The sequence below is a fragment of the Streptomyces sp. Da 82-17 genome, from assembly GCF_046098215.1.
Lineage (GTDB): Bacteria > Actinomycetota > Actinomycetes > Streptomycetales > Streptomycetaceae > Streptomyces.
Genome location: NZ_JBJURH010000020.1, coordinates 39017 through 58618, shown reverse-complemented (window position 1 = coordinate 58618; position 19602 = coordinate 39017). Strand labels below are relative to the sequence as shown.

General features: G+C 72.5%; 19 protein-coding genes. 5 read left to right on the top strand and 14 right to left on the bottom strand.

What is annotated here, in order from left to right; translation table 11 throughout:
* Positions 1-113 precede the first annotated feature (113 nt).
* On the top strand, positions 114-515 hold the full coding sequence (locus ACIDOF_RS28455) for a WhiB family transcriptional regulator (RefSeq protein WP_409008992.1): 402 nt from the start codon (positions 114-116) through the stop codon (positions 513-515).
* An 85-nt stretch (positions 516-600) separates the two neighbouring features.
* Here the strand turns inward: ACIDOF_RS28455 and glpX are convergent, their stop codons facing one another.
* Positions 601-1632, bottom strand: a complete 1032-nt coding sequence (gene glpX / locus ACIDOF_RS28450; protein WP_409008991.1) for a class II fructose-bisphosphatase — start codon at positions 1630-1632, stop codon at positions 601-603.
* A 173-nt stretch (positions 1633-1805) separates the two neighbouring features.
* Here glpX and ACIDOF_RS28445 point away from each other — a divergent pair, with 173 nt between their 5' ends.
* Positions 1806-2318, top strand: coding sequence for a DUF4245 domain-containing protein (locus ACIDOF_RS28445; protein ID WP_409008990.1), 513 nt, complete (start codon positions 1806-1808; stop codon positions 2316-2318).
* Positions 2319-2424: 106 nt separating this feature from the next.
* Here ACIDOF_RS28445 and ACIDOF_RS28440 read toward each other — a convergent pair whose 3' ends face one another.
* From ACIDOF_RS28440 to ACIDOF_RS28425, 4 genes are all read right to left on the bottom strand, one after another.
* Complete coding sequence (locus tag ACIDOF_RS28440) at positions 2425-3015, bottom strand: malonic semialdehyde reductase (RefSeq protein WP_409008989.1); 591 nt, start codon at positions 3013-3015, stop codon at positions 2425-2427.
* Positions 3016-3137: 122 nt separating this feature from the next.
* Complete coding sequence (locus tag ACIDOF_RS28435) at positions 3138-3386, bottom strand: exodeoxyribonuclease VII small subunit (RefSeq protein WP_409008988.1); 249 nt, start codon at positions 3384-3386, stop codon at positions 3138-3140.
* 87 nt (positions 3387-3473) lie between these two features.
* A complete protein-coding gene (xseA, locus tag ACIDOF_RS28430; RefSeq protein ID WP_409008987.1) occupies positions 3474-4805 on the bottom strand; it encodes an exodeoxyribonuclease VII large subunit in 1332 nt (443 codons plus the stop codon).
* Between the two features lie 76 nt (positions 4806-4881).
* Positions 4882-6258: an APC family permease gene (locus ACIDOF_RS28425; RefSeq protein ID WP_409008986.1), complete on the bottom strand. Its 1377-nt coding sequence runs from the start codon at positions 6256-6258 to the stop codon at positions 4882-4884.
* 122 nt (positions 6259-6380) lie between these two features.
* Here ACIDOF_RS28425 and ACIDOF_RS28420 point away from each other — a divergent pair, with 122 nt between their 5' ends.
* Positions 6381-7388 carry a 4-hydroxy-3-methylbut-2-enyl diphosphate reductase gene (locus tag ACIDOF_RS28420; RefSeq protein WP_409008985.1) on the top strand — a complete coding sequence of 336 codons (1008 nt, stop codon included), beginning with the start codon at positions 6381-6383 and terminating at the stop codon, positions 7386-7388.
* A gap of 114 nt (positions 7389-7502) precedes the next feature.
* Positions 7503-8264, top strand: coding sequence for a polyphosphate--glucose phosphotransferase (gene ppgK, locus ACIDOF_RS28415; RefSeq protein ID WP_409008984.1), 762 nt, complete (start codon positions 7503-7505; stop codon positions 8262-8264).
* 17 nt (positions 8265-8281) lie between these two features.
* Here the strand turns inward: ppgK and ACIDOF_RS28410 are convergent, their stop codons facing one another.
* The gene (locus tag ACIDOF_RS28410) at positions 8282-8983 is read right to left on the bottom strand and encodes a DUF6542 domain-containing protein (RefSeq protein WP_409008983.1); all 702 of its coding nucleotides are present in this window, start codon (positions 8981-8983) and stop codon (positions 8282-8284) included.
* A 311-nt stretch (positions 8984-9294) separates the two neighbouring features.
* On the opposite strand from ACIDOF_RS28410, the gene ychF reads away from it, so the two are divergent.
* The gene (ychF, locus tag ACIDOF_RS28405) at positions 9295-10383 is read left to right on the top strand and encodes a redox-regulated ATPase YchF (RefSeq protein ID WP_409008982.1); all 1089 of its coding nucleotides are present in this window, start codon (positions 9295-9297) and stop codon (positions 10381-10383) included.
* A gap of 29 nt (positions 10384-10412) precedes the next feature.
* Here the strand turns inward: ychF and ACIDOF_RS28400 are convergent, their stop codons facing one another.
* The 8 genes from ACIDOF_RS28400 to ACIDOF_RS28365 form a co-directional block, all read right to left on the bottom strand.
* Positions 10413-11804, bottom strand: coding sequence for an MFS transporter (locus ACIDOF_RS28400; RefSeq protein WP_409008981.1), 1392 nt, complete (start codon positions 11802-11804; stop codon positions 10413-10415).
* On the bottom strand, positions 11801-13282 hold the full coding sequence (locus ACIDOF_RS28395) for an amino acid permease (protein WP_409008980.1): 1482 nt from the start codon (positions 13280-13282) through the stop codon (positions 11801-11803). Before ACIDOF_RS28395 ends, ACIDOF_RS28400 begins: the two co-directional genes overlap by 4 nt.
* A gap of 166 nt (positions 13283-13448) precedes the next feature.
* The gene (locus ACIDOF_RS28390) at positions 13449-14450 is read right to left on the bottom strand and encodes a proline racemase family protein (protein WP_409008979.1); all 1002 of its coding nucleotides are present in this window, start codon (positions 14448-14450) and stop codon (positions 13449-13451) included.
* Positions 14450-15385 carry a dihydrodipicolinate synthase family protein gene (locus ACIDOF_RS28385; RefSeq protein WP_409008978.1) on the bottom strand — a complete coding sequence of 312 codons (936 nt, stop codon included), beginning with the start codon at positions 15383-15385 and terminating at the stop codon, positions 14450-14452. The genes ACIDOF_RS28390 and ACIDOF_RS28385 overlap by 1 nt, the downstream gene beginning before the upstream one ends.
* 44 nt (positions 15386-15429) lie before the next feature.
* Positions 15430-16914 (bottom strand): FAD-dependent oxidoreductase, encoded by a 1485-nt coding sequence (locus ACIDOF_RS28380; RefSeq protein WP_409008977.1) that lies wholly within the window; start codon positions 16912-16914, stop codon positions 15430-15432.
* Complete coding sequence (locus ACIDOF_RS28375; protein WP_409008976.1) at positions 16911-17261, bottom strand: (2Fe-2S)-binding protein; 351 nt, start codon at positions 17259-17261, stop codon at positions 16911-16913. The genes ACIDOF_RS28380 and ACIDOF_RS28375 overlap by 4 nt, the downstream gene beginning before the upstream one ends.
* Positions 17258-18481, bottom strand: a complete 1224-nt coding sequence (locus ACIDOF_RS28370) for an NAD(P)/FAD-dependent oxidoreductase (protein WP_409008975.1) — start codon at positions 18479-18481, stop codon at positions 17258-17260. The genes ACIDOF_RS28375 and ACIDOF_RS28370 overlap by 4 nt, the downstream gene beginning before the upstream one ends.
* A 104-nt stretch (positions 18482-18585) precedes the next feature.
* A complete protein-coding gene (locus tag ACIDOF_RS28365; protein ID WP_409008974.1) occupies positions 18586-19209 on the bottom strand; it encodes a helix-turn-helix domain-containing protein in 624 nt (207 codons plus the stop codon).
* Between the last annotated feature and the right edge of the window lie 393 nt (positions 19210-19602).

The window sequence follows — 19602 nt, the reverse complement described above, 5'->3', positions numbered from 1 at the left end:
GGGGAGTTGATCCGGCCGCCGCATGGGAACTCAGTGCTTAGGGACGCGTACAGCGGGTAGGGACTGCTGCGTCGCCTTCTTCTCGCTCGCGAAGCCGTCGTCAGGAGTAGACCGTGCTGCAAACGCCGCATCAGTCCCTGCAGGTTGCCGTCGTTCCGGCGCAGCGGGGACCGACGCGAAGTCAGGATGAGCGGGAGGTTCCGGCGCGGGACCAGGACGTTCCCTGGCACACCGACGCCGTCTGCCGCCGGGACGAGGCCGGCCTCTTCTTCGCCCCCTCCAAGGAGCCCACGGCCGCCCGCCTGGCCCGCGAGGAAGCGGCGAAGCGGGTCTGCGCCCGCTGCCCCGTCATGGTCGAGTGCCGCGAGCACGCCCTGCTGCAGCCCGAGCCGTACGGCGTGTGGGGCGGGCTCACCGCCGCCGAGCGCCGTGTCGTCCTCGCCCGCCGCAGGCGCCGCGACATGGAGCTGAAGAAGGCCGCGCGCCAGGCGGACGCGATAGCCGCCGCCGGCTGACACCCGGCCCGTACGCGAACGGGGTGCCCCTCCGCACAAGGGACACCCCGGTCGTGTCGTATCCGCTCGCTCCCGCGAGAGCGGGCTACTTCGCGCGGTCGAAGTCGATCGCGCTGTAGGCGCGCAGCTTCTCCAGGCGGTGCGTGGAGTCGATCTGCCGGATCGTGCCGGACTTGGAGCGCATCACCAGGGACTGCGTGGTCGCGGTCTCCGCGCGGTAGCGCACGCCGCGGAGCAGCTCGCCGTCGGTGATGCCGGTGGCGACGAAGAAGACGTTGTCGCCGGAGACCAGGTCGCCGGTGTAGAGCACCCGGTCCAGGTCGTGCCCGGCGTCGATGGCGCGCTGCTTCTCCGCCTCGTCCTTGGGCCAGAGCTTGCCCTGGATCGTGCCGCCCAGGCACTTGATCGCGCAGGCCGAGATGATGCCCTCGGGCGTACCGCCCACGCCCATCAGCAGGTCGACGCCGGTGCCCTCGCGGACCGCCATGATCGAGCCGGCCACGTCGCCGTCCGAGATGAACTTGATGCGGGCGCCGGTCTCGCGGATCTCCTTGACGATGCCCTCGTGCCGCGGCCGGTCCAGGATGACGACGCACACGTCCTCGGGCGCCGACCGCTTCGCCTTGGCGACCCGGCGGATGTTCACCGACACCGGGGCGTTGATGTCCACGTAGTCCGCGGCCTCCGGGCCGGTGACCAGCTTGTCCATGTAGAACACCGCGGACGGGTCGAACATCGTGCCGCGGTCCGCGGCGGCCAGGACGGCGATCGCGTTCGGCATGCCCTTGGCGTTCAGGGTGGTGCCGTCGATCGGGTCGACGGCGATGTCCACCTCGGCGCCGGTGCCGTCACCGATCCGCTCCCCGTTGAAGAGCATCGGGGCCTCGTCCTTCTCGCCCTCGCCGATGACGACGACGCCGTTCATCGACACGGTGGAGACGAGGGTGCGCATGGCGCGCACGGCGGCGCCGTCGGCGCCGTTCTTGTCGCCGCGCCCGACCCACCGCCCGGCGGCCATGGCGGCGGCCTCGGTGACCCGGACCAGTTCCAGGGCGAGGTTGCGGTCCGGGGCCTCGGGAGAGACCTCCAGGGCGGACGGCAAGTGATGCTCGTTCATCGGAGCGCACCTTTCTGATACGACCAGCAGGCCGCGCCCGAAGTGCCGAGGGGCGGTGGCGGGCGTCGGGTGGGCGGCCGGTGAGGGTGTGCTTCGCACTCTATCCGGAGGCCGACAAATTGAGCAGTGGCCCCCACGCATGAGCAGAGGGGGCACCTGCGACGATGGTGGGCGTGGCAGGTATGAGAGGCACCAAGACGATCCGGGACATGGTGCTGTCCCTCGCGGTGATCGGCGCCGTCGTGGCGGTCATCTACATGTTCATCCCGCACGACGAGTCCCAGAACCCCGTCAAGACGGTGAACTACGAGATCGAGCTGAAGACGGCCAAGCGGGCGGCCGCCTACCCGGTGCTCGCGCCGGAGGGGCTCGGCAAGGACTGGAAGGCGACCTCGGTCCGCTTCAACGGCGCCGAGCGCGACCACTGGCACCTGGGCTTCCACGCCCCGGACGGCCAGTACGTCGCGGTCGAGCAGTCCACCGAGAAGACCCCCGTCTTCGTCGACCAGGTCACCCGCGGCGCCGAGGAGACCAGCCGTACCGAGAAGATCTCCGGCACGACGTGGACGCGCTGGAAGGGCGAGACGTACGACGCGCTCGTCCGCACCGAGAAGGGCGCGACGACGGTGGTCACCGGCTCCGCCTCCCTCGACCGGCTCACGGAGATGGCCGCCGCCCTGAAGTGATCGCGGACGGCGAGCAGACATGAAGCTGCCCCCGGCCTTCGGGCCGGGGGCAGCTTCATGTCCGGAACCGTCCGGAACCGCTCGGGCGGGTGGCTCGGGCGGTGGCTCAGACGGTGGTGATGACCTCGTCGTACTCCAGGCGCGGGGAGCGCGGGAACCAGGCGTCCTCGCCCGGCTTGCCGATGTTCACGACCATCAGCGGGGTGTGGTCGTCGTCCAGGAACTCCTTCTGGACGCCGGCGAAGTCGAAGCCGGTCATCGGGCCGGCGGCCAGGCCCGCGGCACGCACGCCGACGATGAAGTAACCGGCCTGCAGCGCACCGTTGAGGGCGGCGGCCTGCTCGCGCACCGGGCGCTCGGAGAAGAAGGCGTCCTTGGCGGCCGGGAAGTGCGGGAACAGCTTCGGCAGCTCCTCGTGGAACTCGTTGTCCACGGAGAGGATCGCGACCAGCGGGGCGGTGGCGGTCTTCGGCTGGTTGCCCTCGGCCATGTGCCGCACGAGGCGCTCGCGGGCCTCGGGGGAGCGGACCAGCGTCACGCGCAGCGGGGAGTTGTTGAAGGCGGTCGGGCCGTACTTCACCAGGTCGTAGATGGCCTGCACCTGCTCCTCGGTCACCGGCTCGTCGGTGAAGGTGTTGGCGGTGCGGGCCTCGCGGAAGAGGAGGTCCTGAGCGGCGGCGTCGAGGGCGAGGGACATGCGGTCAACCTTCTTCGAAGTCGAGCGTGGGGGCTTGCACGGACGACAGTACGACCCAGAGGTTTAAATTTCAACCAAAACGGGGGCAGGGTGATCGGCTTCACAGACGCGACGGCTCGCGCCTACTCGCCGCCGTCCTCCTCGACCCCTTCCCCCCGCTCCGCGAGCGCCGCGTCCAGGCGGGCCCGGGCGCCGTCGAGCCAGCGGCGGCACACCTTCGCCAGCTCCTCGCCCCGCTCCCACAGGGCGAGCGACTCCTCGAGCGACGTGCCGCCCGCCTCCAGGCGCCGCACCACGTCGATCAGTTCGTCCCGCGCCTGCTCGTAGCCGAGCGCGCTCTCGGTCGCGGTCCCGGTACCCGTACTGCTCATGTGCTCCACCCTAGATTTCCGATACGAAGACGATGTTGCGGCCGTGCTAAAGCTGCTGGGCCGACGGTGCTCGGCCGACGCCGCCGGCTAACGCTGCTCGCCGGAGTCCCCGCCCGGCGCCTCAGCCCCGCTGCCGCTGGCGCTGGCGCTGCCGTTCCCGCTTTCGGCGTTCCCGCTGCCGCTCTCGCCGCTGCTCCCGCTCTCGCCACTGCTCTCGCTCACCGTGACTCTGAACTCGCCGCCCGAGACCCGGGCCCGCAGCGCGTCCCCCGCCTCGACCTCGCCCGGGTCGCGGACCACATGGCCGTCGGCGCGCTGCAGCACCGCGTACCCCCGCTGGAGCGTGGCCGCCGGGGAGAGGGCCACCACGCGCGCGTGCGTGTGCGTCAGCTCCGAGTCGGCGCGGTCCAGGAGGTGGCCGAGCGTGCGGCGGCCGCGGTCGAGGAGGGCCGTGACCTGCTCGTGCCGCTCCTCGATCATCCGGTGCGGATGCGCCATCGAGGGGCGGGACATCGCCACGTCCAGGCCGCGCTCCTCCCGCTCCAGGTGTATGCCCACGGCCCGCCTGGCCCGCTCCTGCAGCAGCCGCACCCGGTCGTACTCCTCGCCCACGTCCGGCACGACCTTCTTCGCCGCGTCCGTCGGCGTCGAGGCGCGCAGGTCGGCGACCAGGTCGAGGAGCGGCGAGTCCGGCTCGTGCCCGATCGCGGACACCACCGGCGTACGACAGGCCGCCACCGCGCGCACCAACTGCTCGTCGGAGAACGGCAGCAGGTCCTCCACGCTGCCGCCGCCGCGCGCGACGACGATCACGTCCACGCCCTCGTGCTCGTCCAGCTCCTTGACCGCCTGCACGACCTGCGGCACCGCGTGCACCCCCTGCACCGGGACGTTCCGCACCTCGAAGCGGACGGCCGGCCAGCGGTGCCGCGCGTTCTCCAGGACGTCCCGCTCGGCGGCCGACGCGCGCCCGCACACGAGCCCGATCAGCTGCGGCAGGAACGGCAGCGGCTTCTTCCGGTCGGCCGCGAACAGCCCCTCGCCCGCCAGTGACTTCTTCAACTGCTCGAGCCGCGCGAGCAGTTCACCCACGCCGACCGGCTTGATCTCGGCCGCCCGCAGCGACAGCTGGCCCCGCGGCGCGTACCACTCCGGCTTCGCCAGGACCACCACGCGCGCACCCTCGGACACCACGTCCGCCACCGCGTCGAACACCTGGCGGTAGCACGTCACGCTCACCGAGATGTCGTACGACGGGTCGCGCAGCGTCAGGAAGACCACGCCGGCGCCCGGGCGGCGGTTCAGCTGCGTGATCTGCCCCTCGACCCACACCGCGCCGAGCCGGTCGATCCACCCGCCGATGAGCCGGGAGACCTCGCCCACGGGCAGGGGCGATTCGGGGGAGGTGTTCAGAGCCATGGGGGGAGCGTAGTCGCCGCCACCGACAGCGCGTCCGGCCCGCGAGCTGACCCGACGCGGTTCCGGCCGCGCACCGTCACGCGGGCGCTGCCGGGTCCCGCCGTCCGCGCTGCACCAGGAGCACCACGAGCCCCACCACGAACCAGATCGCGCCGACGATCTGCGCCGTGTGCGAGGCCTCCACGATCACCGCGACCGTGATCGCCGCACCGAGCACCGGCGCAAGCACGTGCTTCCACCAGATCACCGGGCCGCCCGCCTTGCGCACCGCGAACCACGACACCACCGACGCGTGCAGCATCGTGAACGCGACCAGCGCGCCGATGTCGACCACCGACACCAGGTGGTCCATCCCGTCGTCCCGCCGCGCCGCCCACACCGCGGCCACCAGCGTGATCACCGCGGCCACCCCGATCGCCACCCGCGGAACTCCGGAGTCCGTACGGGCGAGCACCTTCGGCAGCCGCCGGTCCCGGGCCATCGCGAAGACCAGCCGCCCGGCCGCCGCCTGCCCGGCGAGCGCCGCGAAGGCCGCGCCGACCGCCTTGCTCACCGCCACCAGGTCGTGCAGCCACGTGCCGACCGAGACGTCCACCGCGTCGTAGAACGCCGAGCCCTGCTTGGCCGGTTCGGCCGCGAGCTGCGCCGACGACACCGGTTCGAGCAGCGCCACCAGATACGTCTGCGCCACGAACAGGAAACCCGCCAGGGCCAGGCAGAACAGCACCGCGCGTGCGACCTTCGCCGAGCCCCCGGTGACCTCCTCCGCGAACGTCGCGATCGCGTCGAAGCCCAGGTACGACAGCACCGCGATCGACACCGCCCCGAGCACCGCGCTCACCGCGAACGTCCCGTCGCCCGTCAGCGGCGACAGCCACCCGCGCTCCGCCCCGTCCCGTACGAGCACCACCACCGCGGCGACCACGAACACCAGGAGGACGACGATCTCCATCGCGAGCACCGCGAAGCCGACCCGCGCCGCGGCCCGTACGCCCCACAGGTTCAGGGCCGTCGTGATCACCACCGCGAGCGCCGTCCACACCCACTGCGACACCGACGGGACCAGCGCGTTCATCGCGATACCGGAGAACAGATAGGCCACCGCAGGGATCAGCAGATAGTCCAGCATCGCCATCCAGCCCGCGATGAACCCGGGCCCGTTGCCGAGCGCCACACGCGCGTACGCGAAGACCGAGCCCGCCTGTGGGACCACCTGGACCATCTGCGCGTAGCTGAACGCGGTGAACGCCATCGCGACCGTCGCGACGACATAGACGAGCGCGACCGCGCCGTGCGACTTCGCGTCGAGCGTGCCGAAGACGCCGACGGGGGCCATCGGGGCGATGAACAACAGCCCGTAGACCACCAGGTCCCGGAAGCCGAGGCTGCGCCGCAGACCCGTGTGCGTGTCGCCGCCGGCCACCGGCGGCTCCGTGGTGCTGTCAGCCGACATGGGTGGGCCTTTCCGACATGGGTGCGCCTTTCTGCCGCCGCGCGCCCGGTGGCGGAGCGGCTGCTTCAGTCTCCCCAAGGTGTGGATCTCTGACGCGCCGAGCACGCCCTTACGATGGGGGCATGACTGCACAGACCCAAGCCCGCCGCGTCCTGCTTGCCGCCCCCCGCGGCTACTGCGCGGGCGTGGACCGCGCCGTGATCGCCGTCGAGAAGGCCCTGGAGCAGTACGGGGCGCCCGTCTATGTCCGGCACGAGATCGTGCACAACAAGTACGTGGTGCAGACGCTCGAGAAGAAGGGCGCGATCTTCGTCGACCAGGCGACCGAGGTCCCGCCGGGCAACATCGTGATGTTCTCCGCCCACGGCGTCGCCCCCTCCGTGCACGAGGAGGCCCGCGAGGGCAGGCTCGCCACCATCGACGCCACCTGCCCCCTGGTCACCAAGGTCCACAAGGAAGCGGTCCGCTTCGCCAAGGAGGACTACGACATCCTCCTCATCGGCCACGAGGGCCACGAGGAGGTCATCGGCACCTCCGGCGAGGCCCCCGACCACATCACGCTCGTCGACGGCCCCGAGGACGTCGCGAACGTCGAGGTCCGGGACGAGTCGCGGGTGGTCTGGCTCTCCCAGACGACGCTCTCTGTCGACGAGACGATGGAGACCGTCGACGCCCTCAAGGAGAAGTTCCCGAACCTGATCTCCCCGCCGTCGGACGACATCTGCTACGCCACGCAGAACCGCCAGACCGCCATCAAGGAGCTGGCCAAGCAGTCCGACCTGGTCATCGTGGTCGGCTCGAAGAACTCCTCCAACTCCCAGCGCATGGTCGACGTCGCCAAGCAGGCCGGCTGCCCCGCGGCGTACCTGGTCGACTTCGCCAGCGAGATCGACGAGTCCTGGCTGGACGGCGTCGGCACGGTCGGCGTCTCCTCCGGCGCCTCGGTCCCGGACGTCCTCGTCGAGGAGGTCCTGGCCTGGCTCTCCGAGAAGGGGTACGGCGACGTCGAGATCGTGAAGACCGCCGAGGAGTCCCTCACGTTCTCCCTCCCGAAGGAGCTCCGCCGCGACCTGCGCGCCGAGGCGGCCGCCCTGATCGAGGAGCGCACGGGGCGGTCCACGGAGGCCTGACGCCTGCTGCCGGGCGCGCCTTTCGCGAGCCGACCGAAGCCGCCGTACGAGGTCACGGACCCTGCGGCGGCTTTCGCGTCGTGACTGTCAGTTCCGCGTCGTAACGTGGGGTCCATGCAGATCTTCGGCGTGGACATCGGCGGATCCGGCATCAAGGGCGCCCCGGTCGACCTGGACCGCGGCGAGCTGAGCGAACCCCGGCACAAGGTCCTGACCCCGCACCCGGCGACGCCGGACGCGGTGGCCGACGGCGTGAAGCAGGTCATCGGCCACTTCGGCTGGTCGGGCCCGGTCGGGGTCACGTTCCCCGGAGTCGTCACCGGCGGCAGCACGGTCCGCACGGCGGCCAACGTGGACAAGGCCTGGATCGACGTCGACGCCCGCGCACTGCTCGCCGAGCGCACCGGCTGCGGACAGGTCACGGTCCTCAATGACGCGGACGCCGCCGGAGTCGCCGAGATGCACTTCGGCGCGGGCCGCGGCCGCACGGGCACGGTCCTGATGCTCACCCTCGGCACGGGCATCGGCAGCGCCCTCTTCACCGAAGGCGTGCTCGTCCCCAACACCGAGCTGGGCCACCTGGAGCTGCACGGTCACGACGCGGAGAAGCGCGCCTCCACCAAGGCCCGGGACGAGGAGCAGCTCAGCTGGGAGCACTGGGCCCGCCGCCTGCAGAAGTACCTGGCGCATGTGGAGATGCTGTTCTCGCCGGAGCTGATCGTCATCGGCGGCGGAGTCAGCCGCAAGGCCCACAAGTTCCTGCCCCTGATCGAGGGCGTCAAGGCCGAGCTCAAGCCCGCGGAACTCCTCAACAACGCGGGAATCGTCGGCGCGGCGATGGCAGCAGCGGAGCACGCGCCCTCGCCGGGCACCTGAGGCTACTGAGGTGGGCGTCAGGAGTGCTGGGCCGGCATACGACGGCGCTGCGGCGAACGTCCGGAACCGTTACCGGAGCCGGAGCCGTTACCGGAGCTGGAGCCCGGGGCGGAGCCGCTGCCGGAACCGGAACGCGAGGCGGAACCAGCACCCGCGCCGGAACCAGCCCCGGAACCCGAACTCGACCCCGGACCCGGACCCGAACCCGCCCGCAGAGCCCGCCGGCGCCCCATGAGCCGGACCTTCCGCACGGAAGCGATCACGCCGGCGATCAGCGTCCCGCCGTACAACCAGCCCGCGTGCACCGCCAGGGACGTGAAGAGGCCCATCACCTGGCCGCCGAAACCGCCCGAGCCGCCCGAGATCGGCAGCATGCCGACGGCGAACGCGAGCGGAACCGCCACCGGCGCCGTCACCAGGTCCGCGGGCCGCACCCACACCGCGGTCAGCGCGCTGACCGGCAGGAACAGCAGCCCGTACGCGAGCGCCGAACCGTCGAGCAGCAGCCGGTCGAGGCACGCGATCAGCAGCATCAGGGCCGTGCAGAACACCCCGCTGCCGAGTCCCGTCAGCCGCGGATTCGGCAGCGCGCGCACAGCGAGCACGAAGCGCCGTACGGGACCCGCCACCGCGCGCACCCCGCGGGCCACGGGCGGGCCGCCGGGGATGCGGGGCCGGGGCGCGGCCCGGTAGACGGTCCCGTCGCTGCCGCGGCTCACCGGGCGGGGTCCGGCGGGCGGTCCGCCGGCCTGCGGTCCGCCGGCTTGCGGGGGGAGGGGTGCGGTTCGTCGCGCTCTGTCCCTGGGCGGTCGCGTCCTGTGTTGCTCCACCGCTCCAACCTAGGTCGGTCCGGCCCGGAAAACCGCCGTTGGACACGCGTTTTGGCGCACCTTGGCCCTGCGTTCGACGCGTACCGGCCACCTCCGCCCACGGGCGGGCGGCGGCGGTCCGCGCGGCGCGCCGTAGACTGGTGGATCGGCCCGGCAGCCATCGGGTCTCCCACCAGACCTCACGTACGGGAAGTCGCAACGTGTCGCTCACGATCGGAATCGTCGGCCTGCCCAATGTCGGCAAGTCGACCCTGTTCAACGCCCTGACCAAGAACGACGTGCTGGCGGCCAACTACCCGTTCGCCACCATCGAGCCCAACGTCGGCGTCGTGGGCGTCCCCGACAGCCGCCTCGACAAGCTGGCCGAGATCTTCGGCTCACAGAAGATCCTCCCGGCGACGGTCGACTTCGTCGACATCGCGGGCATCGTGCGCGGCGCGAGCGAGGGCGAGGGCCTCGGCAACAAGTTCCTCGCGAACATCCGCGAGTCCGACGCGATCTGCCAGGTCATCCGCGCCTTCCAGGACGAGAACGTCGTCCACGTCGACGGCAAGGTCTCCCCGAAGAGCGACATCGAGACGATCAACACCGAGCTGATCCTCGCCGACCTGCAGACCATCGAGAAGGTCCTGCCGCGCCTCCAGAAGGAGTCGCGGATCAAGAAGGACATCGCCCCGAAGGTCAAGGCCGTCGAGGAGGCCAAGGCCATCCTGGAGGAGGGCCGCACGCTCTTCTCCGCGGGCATCGTCAACGGCGGCGACAACGAGGAGCTGCTGCACGACCTGCACCTCCTGACCACGAAGCCGTTCCTGTACGTCTTCAACGTCGACGAGGACGAGCTGACCGACGAGGCGTTCAAGGAGGAGCAGCGCGCCCTCGTCGCCCCGGCCGAGGCGATCTTCCTCAACGCCAAGCTGGAGGCGGACCTCGCCGAGCTGGACGAGGAGGACGCGATGGAGCTCCTCCAGTCCGTCGGCGCCGAGGAGCCCGGCCTCGCCACGCTGGCCCGTGTCGGCTTCGACACCCTCGGCCTGCAGACGTACCTGACGGCAGGCCCGAAGGAGTCCCGAGCCTGGACCATCAAGAAGGGCGCGACGGCCCCCGAGGCGGCCGGTGTCATCCACACCGACTTCCAGAAGGGCTTCATCAAGGCCGAGGTCATCTCCTTCGCCGACCTCGTCGACCAGGGCTCGGTAGCCGACGCCCGCGCGGCCGGCAAGGCGCGCATGGAGGGCAAGGAGTATGTGATGCAGGACGGGGATGTGGTGGAGTTCCGCTTCAACGTCTAGGCGTACTCAACGTCTGCGCGTACGACGCCTCAAAGGGGCCCGGCCTTCTGGTCGGGCTCCTTTTGCGTTGCGTGCCCGCTCTCGGCAGGCAGCATCGACCGCCCGCCAGTCTCCGGCATCCGGGCGATGACCAGCAGGGACGCGACCGAGACCGTCACGACGTACCAGGCCGGGGCGATCGTGGTGCCGGTCTGTTCGATGAGGTAGATGAAGAGGAGCGGGGCCGTGCCGCCGAAGAGGGTGAAGGCCAGGTTGTAGCTGACGGAGGCGCCCGAGTAGCGGGTCCGGGCGGGGAACAGTTCGACGAACGCCGCGCCCGCCGGGCCGAAGAACAGGCCCAGGGTGAGGGCGAGGAGGCCCTGGCTGACGATGGCGCCCGGCAGGTCCCCCTGGCCGGCGAGCAGGTACGCGGGCACGGCGACCAGTGCGTTCAGGGCCGCGGCGAGCTGCAGTCCGCGTTTGCGGCCGATGCGGTCGGAGAGGGCGGCGGCGAGCGGCACCGTCAGGAACGTGACCGTCAGGGCGATGCTGTTGGACAGGAGCGCGGCCGACTCGGTCAGGCCGATGGTGACCGTGAGGTATGTGAAGAAGTAGCCGGTCAGCGAGTAGTAGCCGAGGCTGGCGACGGCCGCGATCGCGAAGCAGACGGCCATCTCCTTGCGGTGCTCGTGCCACACCGTGCGGATCGGCGCGGCCGGGACCCGCTTGGCTTCCCGTACGGCGGCGAAGGCGGGGGACTCGTCGACGCGGGTGCGGATGTAGAGGCCGACGACGGCGAGCGGGGCGCCCAGCAGGAACGGCACGCGCCAGCCCCAACTCTCGTACGCGCTCTCGCTCATGGCGCCGGTGAGGAAGTACACGAGCAGGGCGGCGAGGACCGGGGGCAGGTTGGACCATGTGTAGACCATGCCGACGGCGAAGCCGCGGCGGGGCTGCGGGGCGTGCTCGGCGACGAACGAGTTGGAGCCGATGGTCTCGCCCGCGGCGGAGAAGCCCTGCGCCAGGCGGAGCAGCACGAGCAGCACCGGGGCGAGCACCCCGATCTGCGCGTACGTGGGGAGCAGGCCGATGCCGGTCGTCGCGCAGCCCATGATGAGGATGACGCCGGCGAGGACCCGTTTGCGGCCGATCCGGTCGCCGAGGCTGCCGAGCAGGAACGCGCCGACGGGCCGCATCACGAACCCGACCGCGTACACGGCGAAGGTGGAGAGCAGGGCGACGAAGGTGTGCGCGTCGGGGAAGAAGAGGGTGGCGATCACCGGGGCCGCGTAGGCGTACACGGCGAAGTCGTACCACTCGACGAAGTGGCCGATCGCCGAGGCCGTCATCACCTTGCGGACGGTTCGCGGGTCGGGGGCGGGGGCCGCGTCCGGGGCCGAGGCGGGGGCCGGGTCCGGCGTCGGGGGCCGTTCGGCGCTCATGCGGAGGGTCCTTCCGTCGCGGGCGAACTCGGCCTGTTCTCCGCCGAGTTGCGGAAGCCGAACGCGAAGTAGAGGACGAGGCCGACGGCCATCCAGGCCGCGAAGCGGAACCAGGTCACCGGGTCCAGGCTGGAGATCAGCCACACCGAGAAGGCGACCCCGACGGCCGGTACGAGGGGGACGAGCGGGGTGCGGAAGGTGCGCGGCAGGTCCGGGCGGGTCCGGCGCAGCACGACCACGGCGACCGCGACGACCGAGAAGGCCGCGAGGATGCCGATGTTGGTGAGGTCGGCGGCCTCCCGGATGGGCAGGAACCCGGCGATGAACGCGGAGCCGATGCCGACGGGCCAGATCACCCGGGTCGGCACGTGCCGCTTCGGGTGGTTCTTGGCGAACCAGCGCGGCAGCAGCCCGTCGCGGCTCATGGAGAACCAGACCCGGGACACGGCCAGCATGTTGGCGAACGCCGACGTGGTGATGCCGATGATCGCGCCGACCGCGACGACGATCCCGAGCCCGCCGAGCCCGACCGCGCCGAGCGCGCTGGAGAACGGGCTCTGCAGGTCGATCTCGCGGTAGTCCTGCATGCCCAACAGCACGACGCAGACCAGGAGATAGACGACCGCGGCGATGCCGAGCGAGATCAGGATCGCCTTCGGCAGCACCTTCTTCGCCTCGGCGCTCTCCTCGGCGGCGGCGCTCATCGCGTCGTACCCGTACACGGCGAAGAACGCGGTCGCCGCGCCCGTGAACGCGCCGCCGATGCCGAACGGCAGGAACGGGGAGTAGTTGCCGGCCGAGATGTGGAAGGCGCCCGCGATCACGACCAGGGCGACGATGCCGAGCTTGACGACGACCAGGACCGTCTCGAAGCGCGCCGACTCCTTCGTGCCGCGCGACAGCACGAATGCGAGGAGCAGGCAGAGCAGCGCGGCGAACAGGTCGACCTTGTGGCCGGGGCCGGTGCCGGGCGCGCCCAGCATCCAGGTCGGCAGATCGACGCCGACGCGCTCCAGGATGTACGAGAAGTAGCCGGACACCGCGATGGCCACGACCGCCACGATCGCGGTGTACTCCAGGAGCAGGTCCCAGCCGATCAGCCAGCCGACGACCTCGCCGAGCGCCGCGTACGAGTACGTGTAGGCCGAGCCGGCCTTCGGGATGGCACCGGCGAACTCGGCGTAGCAGAGGGCGGCCGCGGTGCTGGCGACGATCGCGATCAGGAACGAGATCATCACGCCCGGCCCGGCGTCCTCGTGCGCGACGACGCCGGCGAGGGAGAAGACGCCCGCGCCGACCAGGCCGCCGAGGCTGAGGGCGACCAGTTGCCACAGGCCCATGGTCCGGCGTAGGCCGCCGGTGCTTTCCTCTTCCGAGGAGTCGACGGGTTTCAGGCGGAAGATGCCGTGCCTGGAGAGGACGCCCTGGCCGGGCGGGGTTCTCCCGTCACGGGGTGGTGCTTGTGTCGTACGGGACATGGGGGTCCCTTCGTCGCGTGCGGGTTGTCGGGTGTGCCCCCTGCGGGGTGCGTCCGGGGGCTCTTTGTGCGTTGCCGGGTGCCGGTTTCGTCGTGGCTGGTCGCGCAGTTCCCCGCGCCCCTGGGGAGGCGCTCCTGGCGGGGCGTCCCCCTGGAGCCCCCTGCCCCTACAGCACGAAGCCGTGTGGGAACGGGTCCGTCGGGTCCAGGAGATAGTTCGCTGTGGCCGTGATCCAGGCGCGTCCGGAGAACTCCGGGACCACCGCGGGGAGTTGGGCCACCTCCGTCGTCTCCAGGAGCCGGCCCGTGAAGCGGGTTCCGATGAACGACTCGTTGACGAACGGGGTGTTCAGGGGGAGTTCGCCGCGCGCGTGCAGCTGGGCCATGCGCGCGGACGTGCCGGTGCCGCACGGCGAGCGGTCGAACCAGCCGGGGTGGATGGCCATCGCGTTGCGGGAGTGCCGGGCGTCCGAGCCGGGCGCGATGAACTGGACGTGTTTGCAGCCCGAGATGAGGGGGTCGGCCGGGTGCGCCGGGCGGTTCCGCTCGTTGATGTGCCGCATGATGGCGAGCCCCGCCGCGAGGATCTCCTCCTTGCGGGACCGGTCGAACGGCAGTCCCAGCTGGTCGAGTTGGGCGATCGCGTAGAAGTTCCCGCCGTACGCCATGTCGTAGCGGACCTCGCCGAGGCCGGGCACCTGGACCGTCGCGTCGAGTTCGAGGGCGAAGGAGTCGACGTTCCGCAGGGTGACCTTCTCGGCGTGGCCGTCGCGGACCGTGACCCGGGCCTCGACCAGGCCGGCGGGGGTGTCCAGGCGGACCAGCGTCTCCGGCTCGCTCACCTCGACCATGCCGGTCTCGACGAGGACGGTGGCCACGCCGATCGTGCCGTGGCCGCACATCGGCAGGAAGCCGCTGACCTCGATGTACAGCACGCCCCAGTCGGCGTCCGGGCGGGTCGGCGGCTGCAGGATCGCCCCGCTCATCGCGGAGTGCCCGCGCGGCTCGTCGACCAGGAACCGGCGCAGGCCGTCCAGGTGCTCCACGGCGTACCGGCGGCGCTCGGCCGTCGTAGCGCCGGGGATCGGGCCGACGCCGCCGGTGACGACCCGGGTCGGCATGCCCTCGGTGTGCGAGTCGACGGCGCTGAGCGTACGGATCGACCGCATCAGGCGGCCCGGCCTTCGAGGGCGGCGATGGCGCGGGCCATGTCCGCCTCGACCTGCTCGCGCATCTCGGGCGTGAGCGGGCCGCGCGGCGGGCGGCAGGGCCCGCCGTACCGGCCGACCTGCTCCATGCCCAGCTTGATGGCCTGCACGAACTCGGTGCGTGAGTCCCAGCGGAACGCGGCGACCAGCGGCTCGTACAGCGCCCGCGCCTCCTCCAGCTTGCCGCCGACGGCCAGCTCGTACAGGCGCGCCGACTCGGCGGGGAAGACGTTCGGGAACCCGGCGAACCAGCCCGTCGCGCCCATCAGGAGGCTCTCCAGGACGACGTCGTCGGCGCCGCTGATCACCTCGATGCCGGGGGCCCGCTCGCGGATCTCCAGGACGCGGCGGACGTCGCCGGAGAATTCCTTGACCGCCACGACGTTGTCGATCTGCGCGATCTCCCCGACGAGGTCCGGGGTCAGGTCGACCTTGGTGTCGATCGGGTTGTTGTAGACCATCACCGGCAGGCCGACGGAGGCCACGGCCTCGAAGTGGGCGAGGACCTCGCCGCGGTTGGCGCGGTACAGGGTGGGCGGCAGGCAGAGCAGGCCGTCCGCGCCGTCCTCGGCGGCGAGTTCGGCCCAGCGCCTGGCCTGGTGCGAGCCGGGCCCGTGCACGCCGACGACCACGACGCCCCGGTCGCCGACGGCTTCCTTCGCGGTACGGGCGACCCGGCGGCGCTCGTCGTCGGTCAGCGAGGAGTACTCGCCGAGCGAGCCGTTCGGGCCGACGCCGCGGCAGCCGTTGTCGACGAGCCAGCGGCAGTGCTCGGCGTACCGGTCGTGGTCGACGGCGAGACCGGCCGGGGCGGACGCGTCCTCGTAGTAGGGGAGTGCGGTGGCCACGACGACGCCGCCGAGAGACAGGGCGGGCGAGTTGGGCTTTTCGGACATCAACGGGGCTCCTTGGAGAGGGAGTTGACGGCGGAAGCAGTGGTTCAGGGGTGGTGCGGGCGCGGCCCGTCCGGCCGGGGCGGCGCGGGCTCCGGCGCGGCAGCGAGTTCGCCGAGCCGGATGGGCTGGGCGACAGGCCGGCGGTGCGGGGCGGGGGCCGGCAGGCCGTCGGCGGGGCGGTCGGCGGGCGGTCCGGTGAGGCGGGCGGTCAGCTCGGCGACGGTCGGGCCGCAGACGCGTGCCTGGCAGGGACCGAGACCGGCGCGGGTCTCCAGCTTGGCGACGCGGGCGGCGGAGCTCGACGGGTCGGCGGCGGCCCGGCACAGCGAGGCGTAGTCGGCCTCCTCGCAGCGGCAGACGACCGTCTCGGGGCGCAGCCAGCCCGGCCAGGCCGCGCCGACCGGGTGCGCGCGGGCCAGGCGCTCGGCGAACGCGCGGCCCTGGTCGCGGCTGCGCCGGAGGCGGCGTACGACGGTCGTGTCCGGGGGGCCGCCCGCGGCGAGCCAGCCGGCGAGGGCCCCCTCCGCGCGGGCGGCCGGGGCGCCCGCGACGCCGGTGATCTCACCGGCCGCGTACACGCCGGGCGCGCTGGTGGCCTGGTCGTCGTCGACGGCCGTGAACTCCCCGCCCGGGCCGGTCCGCAGGGCGCAGCCCGCGGCCACGGGCAGCTCCAGCTGCGGGCTGAAGCCGTGCGTGACACAGACCGCGTCGACGGCGACCGTGCGCTCGCTGCCCGGCACCACCGACCAGTCCGCCCGCAGCTGCGCCGTCACGACCTCCTCGACCCGTCCGTTCCCGCGCGCCTCGACGACGGCGCGGCCGGTGCGGTACGGGACCCGGTGTCGCGCCAACCCGGCGGCGTACGCGGCGAGTTCGGCGCCCTTCCCGGCCTGCGCGGCGAGCTGCCAGGGGCGCCGCGACCAGCCGCGGGCGAGCGTGCCCGGCGGGTTGGCCTCCAGGACCGCGAGGACCCGGGACCCGGCCTCCAGGAGCGCGGCGGCCACGGGCAGCAGGAACGGCCCGGCGCCCGCGACGACGACCCGGTCGCCGACCACGACCCGCTCACCCTTGGCGAGGGCCTGCGCGGCACCGGCGGTGAACACCCCGGGCAACTCCCAGCCGGGGAAGGGCAGGACGCGGTCGTGCGCGCCGACCGCGAGGACCAGGGCGTCGCCTTCGAGCACCGTACGCCGCCTGCCCGCGCCGTCGGCGGGCCCGCGCAGCACGTGCACGCGCGGCGGTCTTCCTCCCTCCGCCTGTTCGAGCGCCCACACCGAACTCTCCGCCCACCAGGCGCAGTCGGCGTGCCCGAGCACCCGGCCGAGGCGTCGTCGGTACGCCCGCCAGCCGTGCTGCAGCCGCTCCGGGCGGGCCGCCGCGTACGCCTCGGGCAGCATGCGGTGGTACTGGCCGCCCGGCTGGTCCGCCGCGTCGACGAGCGTCACCCGGGCCCCGGCGGCGAGCGCCCCCTCGGCGGCGGCGAGCCCGGCAGGGCCCGCGCCCACCACGACGACATGACGGGCTGTCATACCGCCTCCGTTCCATGGGAGTTGGCGTCGTCGGGGAGACCGGGGCGGTCCGCGCGGCTCTGCGTCGTCACCGCGTCGCCGTCCCGGGCGCGGCGGCGGCACGCCCGTACGTCGCGTTCCCCGCCCACCGTCACCAGGCAGTCGAAGCAGACGCCGATGCCGCAGAACACCCCGCGAGGCGCGCCCGAGCGGCCGCGGCGCCAGGCGAGGCGGCCGTCGGAGAGCAGGACCCCGGCGAGGGTCTGGCCCTCGACGCCGTCCACCGGCTCGCCGTCGACGGTGATCCGCAGCGGCCGTTCCCGGCGGCCGACGGCGTCGGACTCGGCGCGGACACGTCTGGGACTCATGCGCTCTCCTCGCTCTCCGGTACGGCCCAACTCCCCAAGAACTGCGGACGGTTGACGTCGAGAACGGCGGGGCGGTCGACGCGGAACGGAGTCGCGTCCATGACCGGCTCCTCGCCGAGCAGCAGGTTCCGCAGCAGCCGGCCGGTGCCCACGGACAGGCCGATCCCGGCGCCCTCGTGCCCGCCCGCGTGCCAGAGCCCGTCGAGCCGCGGGTCGGCGCCGATCACCGGCAGGTGGTCCGGGACGTACGGCCGGAAGCCGCCGTACGCGCGCATCACCGGGACGCCCGCCAGGGACGGGAAGAGACGGAGGGCCTTCGCGGCGACGGCGGAGAGGACCTCGGGGCGCAGCCGGTCGTCGAAGCCGACGCGGCGGCGCGACGAGCCGATCAGAACGCTCCCGCCGCGCGTCGACTCCACGACCGCCGACGCCTGCAGCTCCTCGGCGCTGCTGCCGACCGCGCCGACGTAGTCCGCGTCGTACACCTTGTGGAAGACCGTCGGCGGCAGGGGAGTGGTGACGAGGACGTCGCCGCGCCGGGGGCGTACGTCGACGGGGGCGCCGAGGCGGGCGGAGAGTTCGCCCGCCCACGGGCCCGCCGCGTTCACGAACAGGTCGGCCTCGACGGGGCCCGCGGAGGTGCGGACGGCGGTGATCCGGCCGCCGCGCACGACCGCGCCGAGCACCTCGCGGCCGGTGCGCAGGCGGGCGCCCGCCGCGAGCGCGTCGCCGAGCAGCGCGGCGGCCGCCCCGGCGGGCTGCACCTGCGCGTCCTGCGGGTAGTGCAGGGCCGCGGTGTGGTCCCGGGTGACGTGCGGTTCGGCCCGCGCCAGCGCGTCCGCGTCGAGGACGTCCGCGCGCACGCCCGCCGTGCGCTGGGCCGCGGCGAACTCCGCCAGGCCCCGCGCGCCCGCCTCGGTGGTCGCGACGACGATGCCGCCCTTGGGATCCCACTCCACGGCACGCGCCGCGTGCGCGGAACGCTCGGCGGTACGGGCGAGAACCTCGGGCCACAACTGCCGAGAGATGAGGGCGAGTTCGAGCTCCGGGCCGGGCCCCTTGTCGGAGACGAGGACGTTGCCCTCGCCGTGCGCGGTGGTCGCGGAGGCGGGGGCGCCGCGGTCGACGACCGTGACGTCGAGCCCCGCGAGGGCCAGCTCACGGGCACAGGCGGATCCGACGATCCCGGCGCCGAGCACCACGACCCGCGTTCCGTACATCGAACCCTCCTCGTTCGTTAAACCGAACGCAAGGAAACGTACGACGGGGCTATGGGGGTGTCAACGGTCGCGTCAGGGCGAAGTGCCGGGCGGGGCAGGGGCGTTCAGTCCTGCGCGGTCCGGTGGCTCGCCGGGGCGGCGGGGGCCGCATCCGCGAGGTGCAGGCGCTGGTCGGCGCGGTACTGCAGGAGCAGCACGGAGCGGACGGCCTCGCCGGCCGCCGCGTAGCTGTGCGGAAGGGAGGCGTCGAAGCCGACGTAGTCGCCGGGGCCGAGCTCGACCTCCTGGCTCTCGACCTGCACGCGCAGGCGGCCGGACTGCACGATGGTGTGCTCGGTGCCCACGTGGCCGAGCGAGTCCTGCCGGCAGCCGGCGCGAACCTGCTGGTCGAAGACCTCGAAGACGGTGTCGCCCGACTCGATCCGCTGCAGCTGGCGCAGGTCCACGCCCTCCCCGCTGAGCACCTCCTGCTGCTCGGCGCGCACCACGGTCAGGCCGCTGGTCGGCCGGGCGTCGAGGAGGTCGGAGATCGGCACCTCCAGGACGCGGGAGAGGCTGAACACCGTCTCGATCGTGGGGTTCCCCGCCCCCGACTCCAGCTGCGAGAGGGTCGCCTTGCCGATCTTCGAGCGCCGGGACAGCTCGGAGATCGACAGGCCCCGCTCGGTCCTGGCCCGCCGGAGATTCGTGGCCAGCATGTCCCGGACCGAGCCCTCGGAGACGCTCACGTCCTCCCCCTTCACCTGACAGTCTTCGTTCGGTATAACGTACGAGCGCTTGTGGTGTCGTTCGTTGACCCGATCAGCATCGGGCTTCGGCTCCCGCGCTGGCAAGCGGGGCGCCGGGCGGGCACTTTTCCCCTCCCCGCCCCTTCCCGAAGACCTCAGCGGACGGCTCCGGGGGCTGCCGCCCCCGGGCCCCGCTTTTGTCGGCGCCCTCGATCGCGTCGACGCGGCCGGGGGGGCGGGCAGGAAGTGCCGGATCGCCGGATCGCCGCTTCGCGCGAGGGCAGGCCGGGCGGCTGCGGCGGCGGCTCGATGCCGAGTGGCACCGTGACGGAGAGGCGGGCGGGTGCTTTTCCCCTCCCCGCCCCTTCCCGAAGTCCTCAGCGGACGGCTCCG

What these genes read in the sequence shown, in the direction of transcription:
- glpX (WP_409008991.1), bottom strand. Translation starts at nt 1,632, where the DNA reads ATGAACGAGCATCACTTGCCGTCCGCCCTGGAGGTCTCTCCCGAGGCC.
- ACIDOF_RS28440 (WP_409008989.1), bottom strand. Translation starts at nt 3,015, where the DNA reads ATGTCCCTCGCCCTCGACGCCGCCGCTCAGGACCTCCTCTTCCGCGAG.
- ACIDOF_RS28435 (WP_409008988.1), bottom strand. Translation starts at nt 3,386, where the DNA reads ATGAGCAGTACGGGTACCGGGACCGCGACCGAGAGCGCGCTCGGCTAC.
- xseA (WP_409008987.1), bottom strand. Translation starts at nt 4,805, where the DNA reads ATGGCTCTGAACACCTCCCCCGAATCGCCCCTGCCCGTGGGCGAGGTC.
- ACIDOF_RS28425 (WP_409008986.1), bottom strand. Translation starts at nt 6,258, where the DNA reads ATGTCGGCTGACAGCACCACGGAGCCGCCGGTGGCCGGCGGCGACACG.
- ACIDOF_RS28420 (WP_409008985.1), top strand. Translation starts at nt 6,381, where the DNA reads ATGACTGCACAGACCCAAGCCCGCCGCGTCCTGCTTGCCGCCCCCCGC.
- ppgK (WP_409008984.1), top strand. Translation starts at nt 7,503, where the DNA reads ATGCAGATCTTCGGCGTGGACATCGGCGGATCCGGCATCAAGGGCGCC.
- ACIDOF_RS28400 (WP_409008981.1), bottom strand. Translation starts at nt 11,804, where the DNA reads ATGAGCGCCGAACGGCCCCCGACGCCGGACCCGGCCCCCGCCTCGGCC.
- ACIDOF_RS28395 (WP_409008980.1), bottom strand. Translation starts at nt 13,282, where the DNA reads ATGTCCCGTACGACACAAGCACCACCCCGTGACGGGAGAACCCCGCCC.
- ACIDOF_RS28390 (WP_409008979.1), bottom strand. Translation starts at nt 14,450, where the DNA reads ATGCGGTCGATCCGTACGCTCAGCGCCGTCGACTCGCACACCGAGGGC.
- ACIDOF_RS28385 (WP_409008978.1), bottom strand. Translation starts at nt 15,385, where the DNA reads ATGTCCGAAAAGCCCAACTCGCCCGCCCTGTCTCTCGGCGGCGTCGTC.
- ACIDOF_RS28380 (WP_409008977.1), bottom strand. Translation starts at nt 16,914, where the DNA reads ATGACAGCCCGTCATGTCGTCGTGGTGGGCGCGGGCCCTGCCGGGCTC.
- ACIDOF_RS28375 (WP_409008976.1), bottom strand. Translation starts at nt 17,261, where the DNA reads ATGAGTCCCAGACGTGTCCGCGCCGAGTCCGACGCCGTCGGCCGCCGG.
- ACIDOF_RS28370 (WP_409008975.1), bottom strand. Translation starts at nt 18,481, where the DNA reads ATGTACGGAACGCGGGTCGTGGTGCTCGGCGCCGGGATCGTCGGATCC.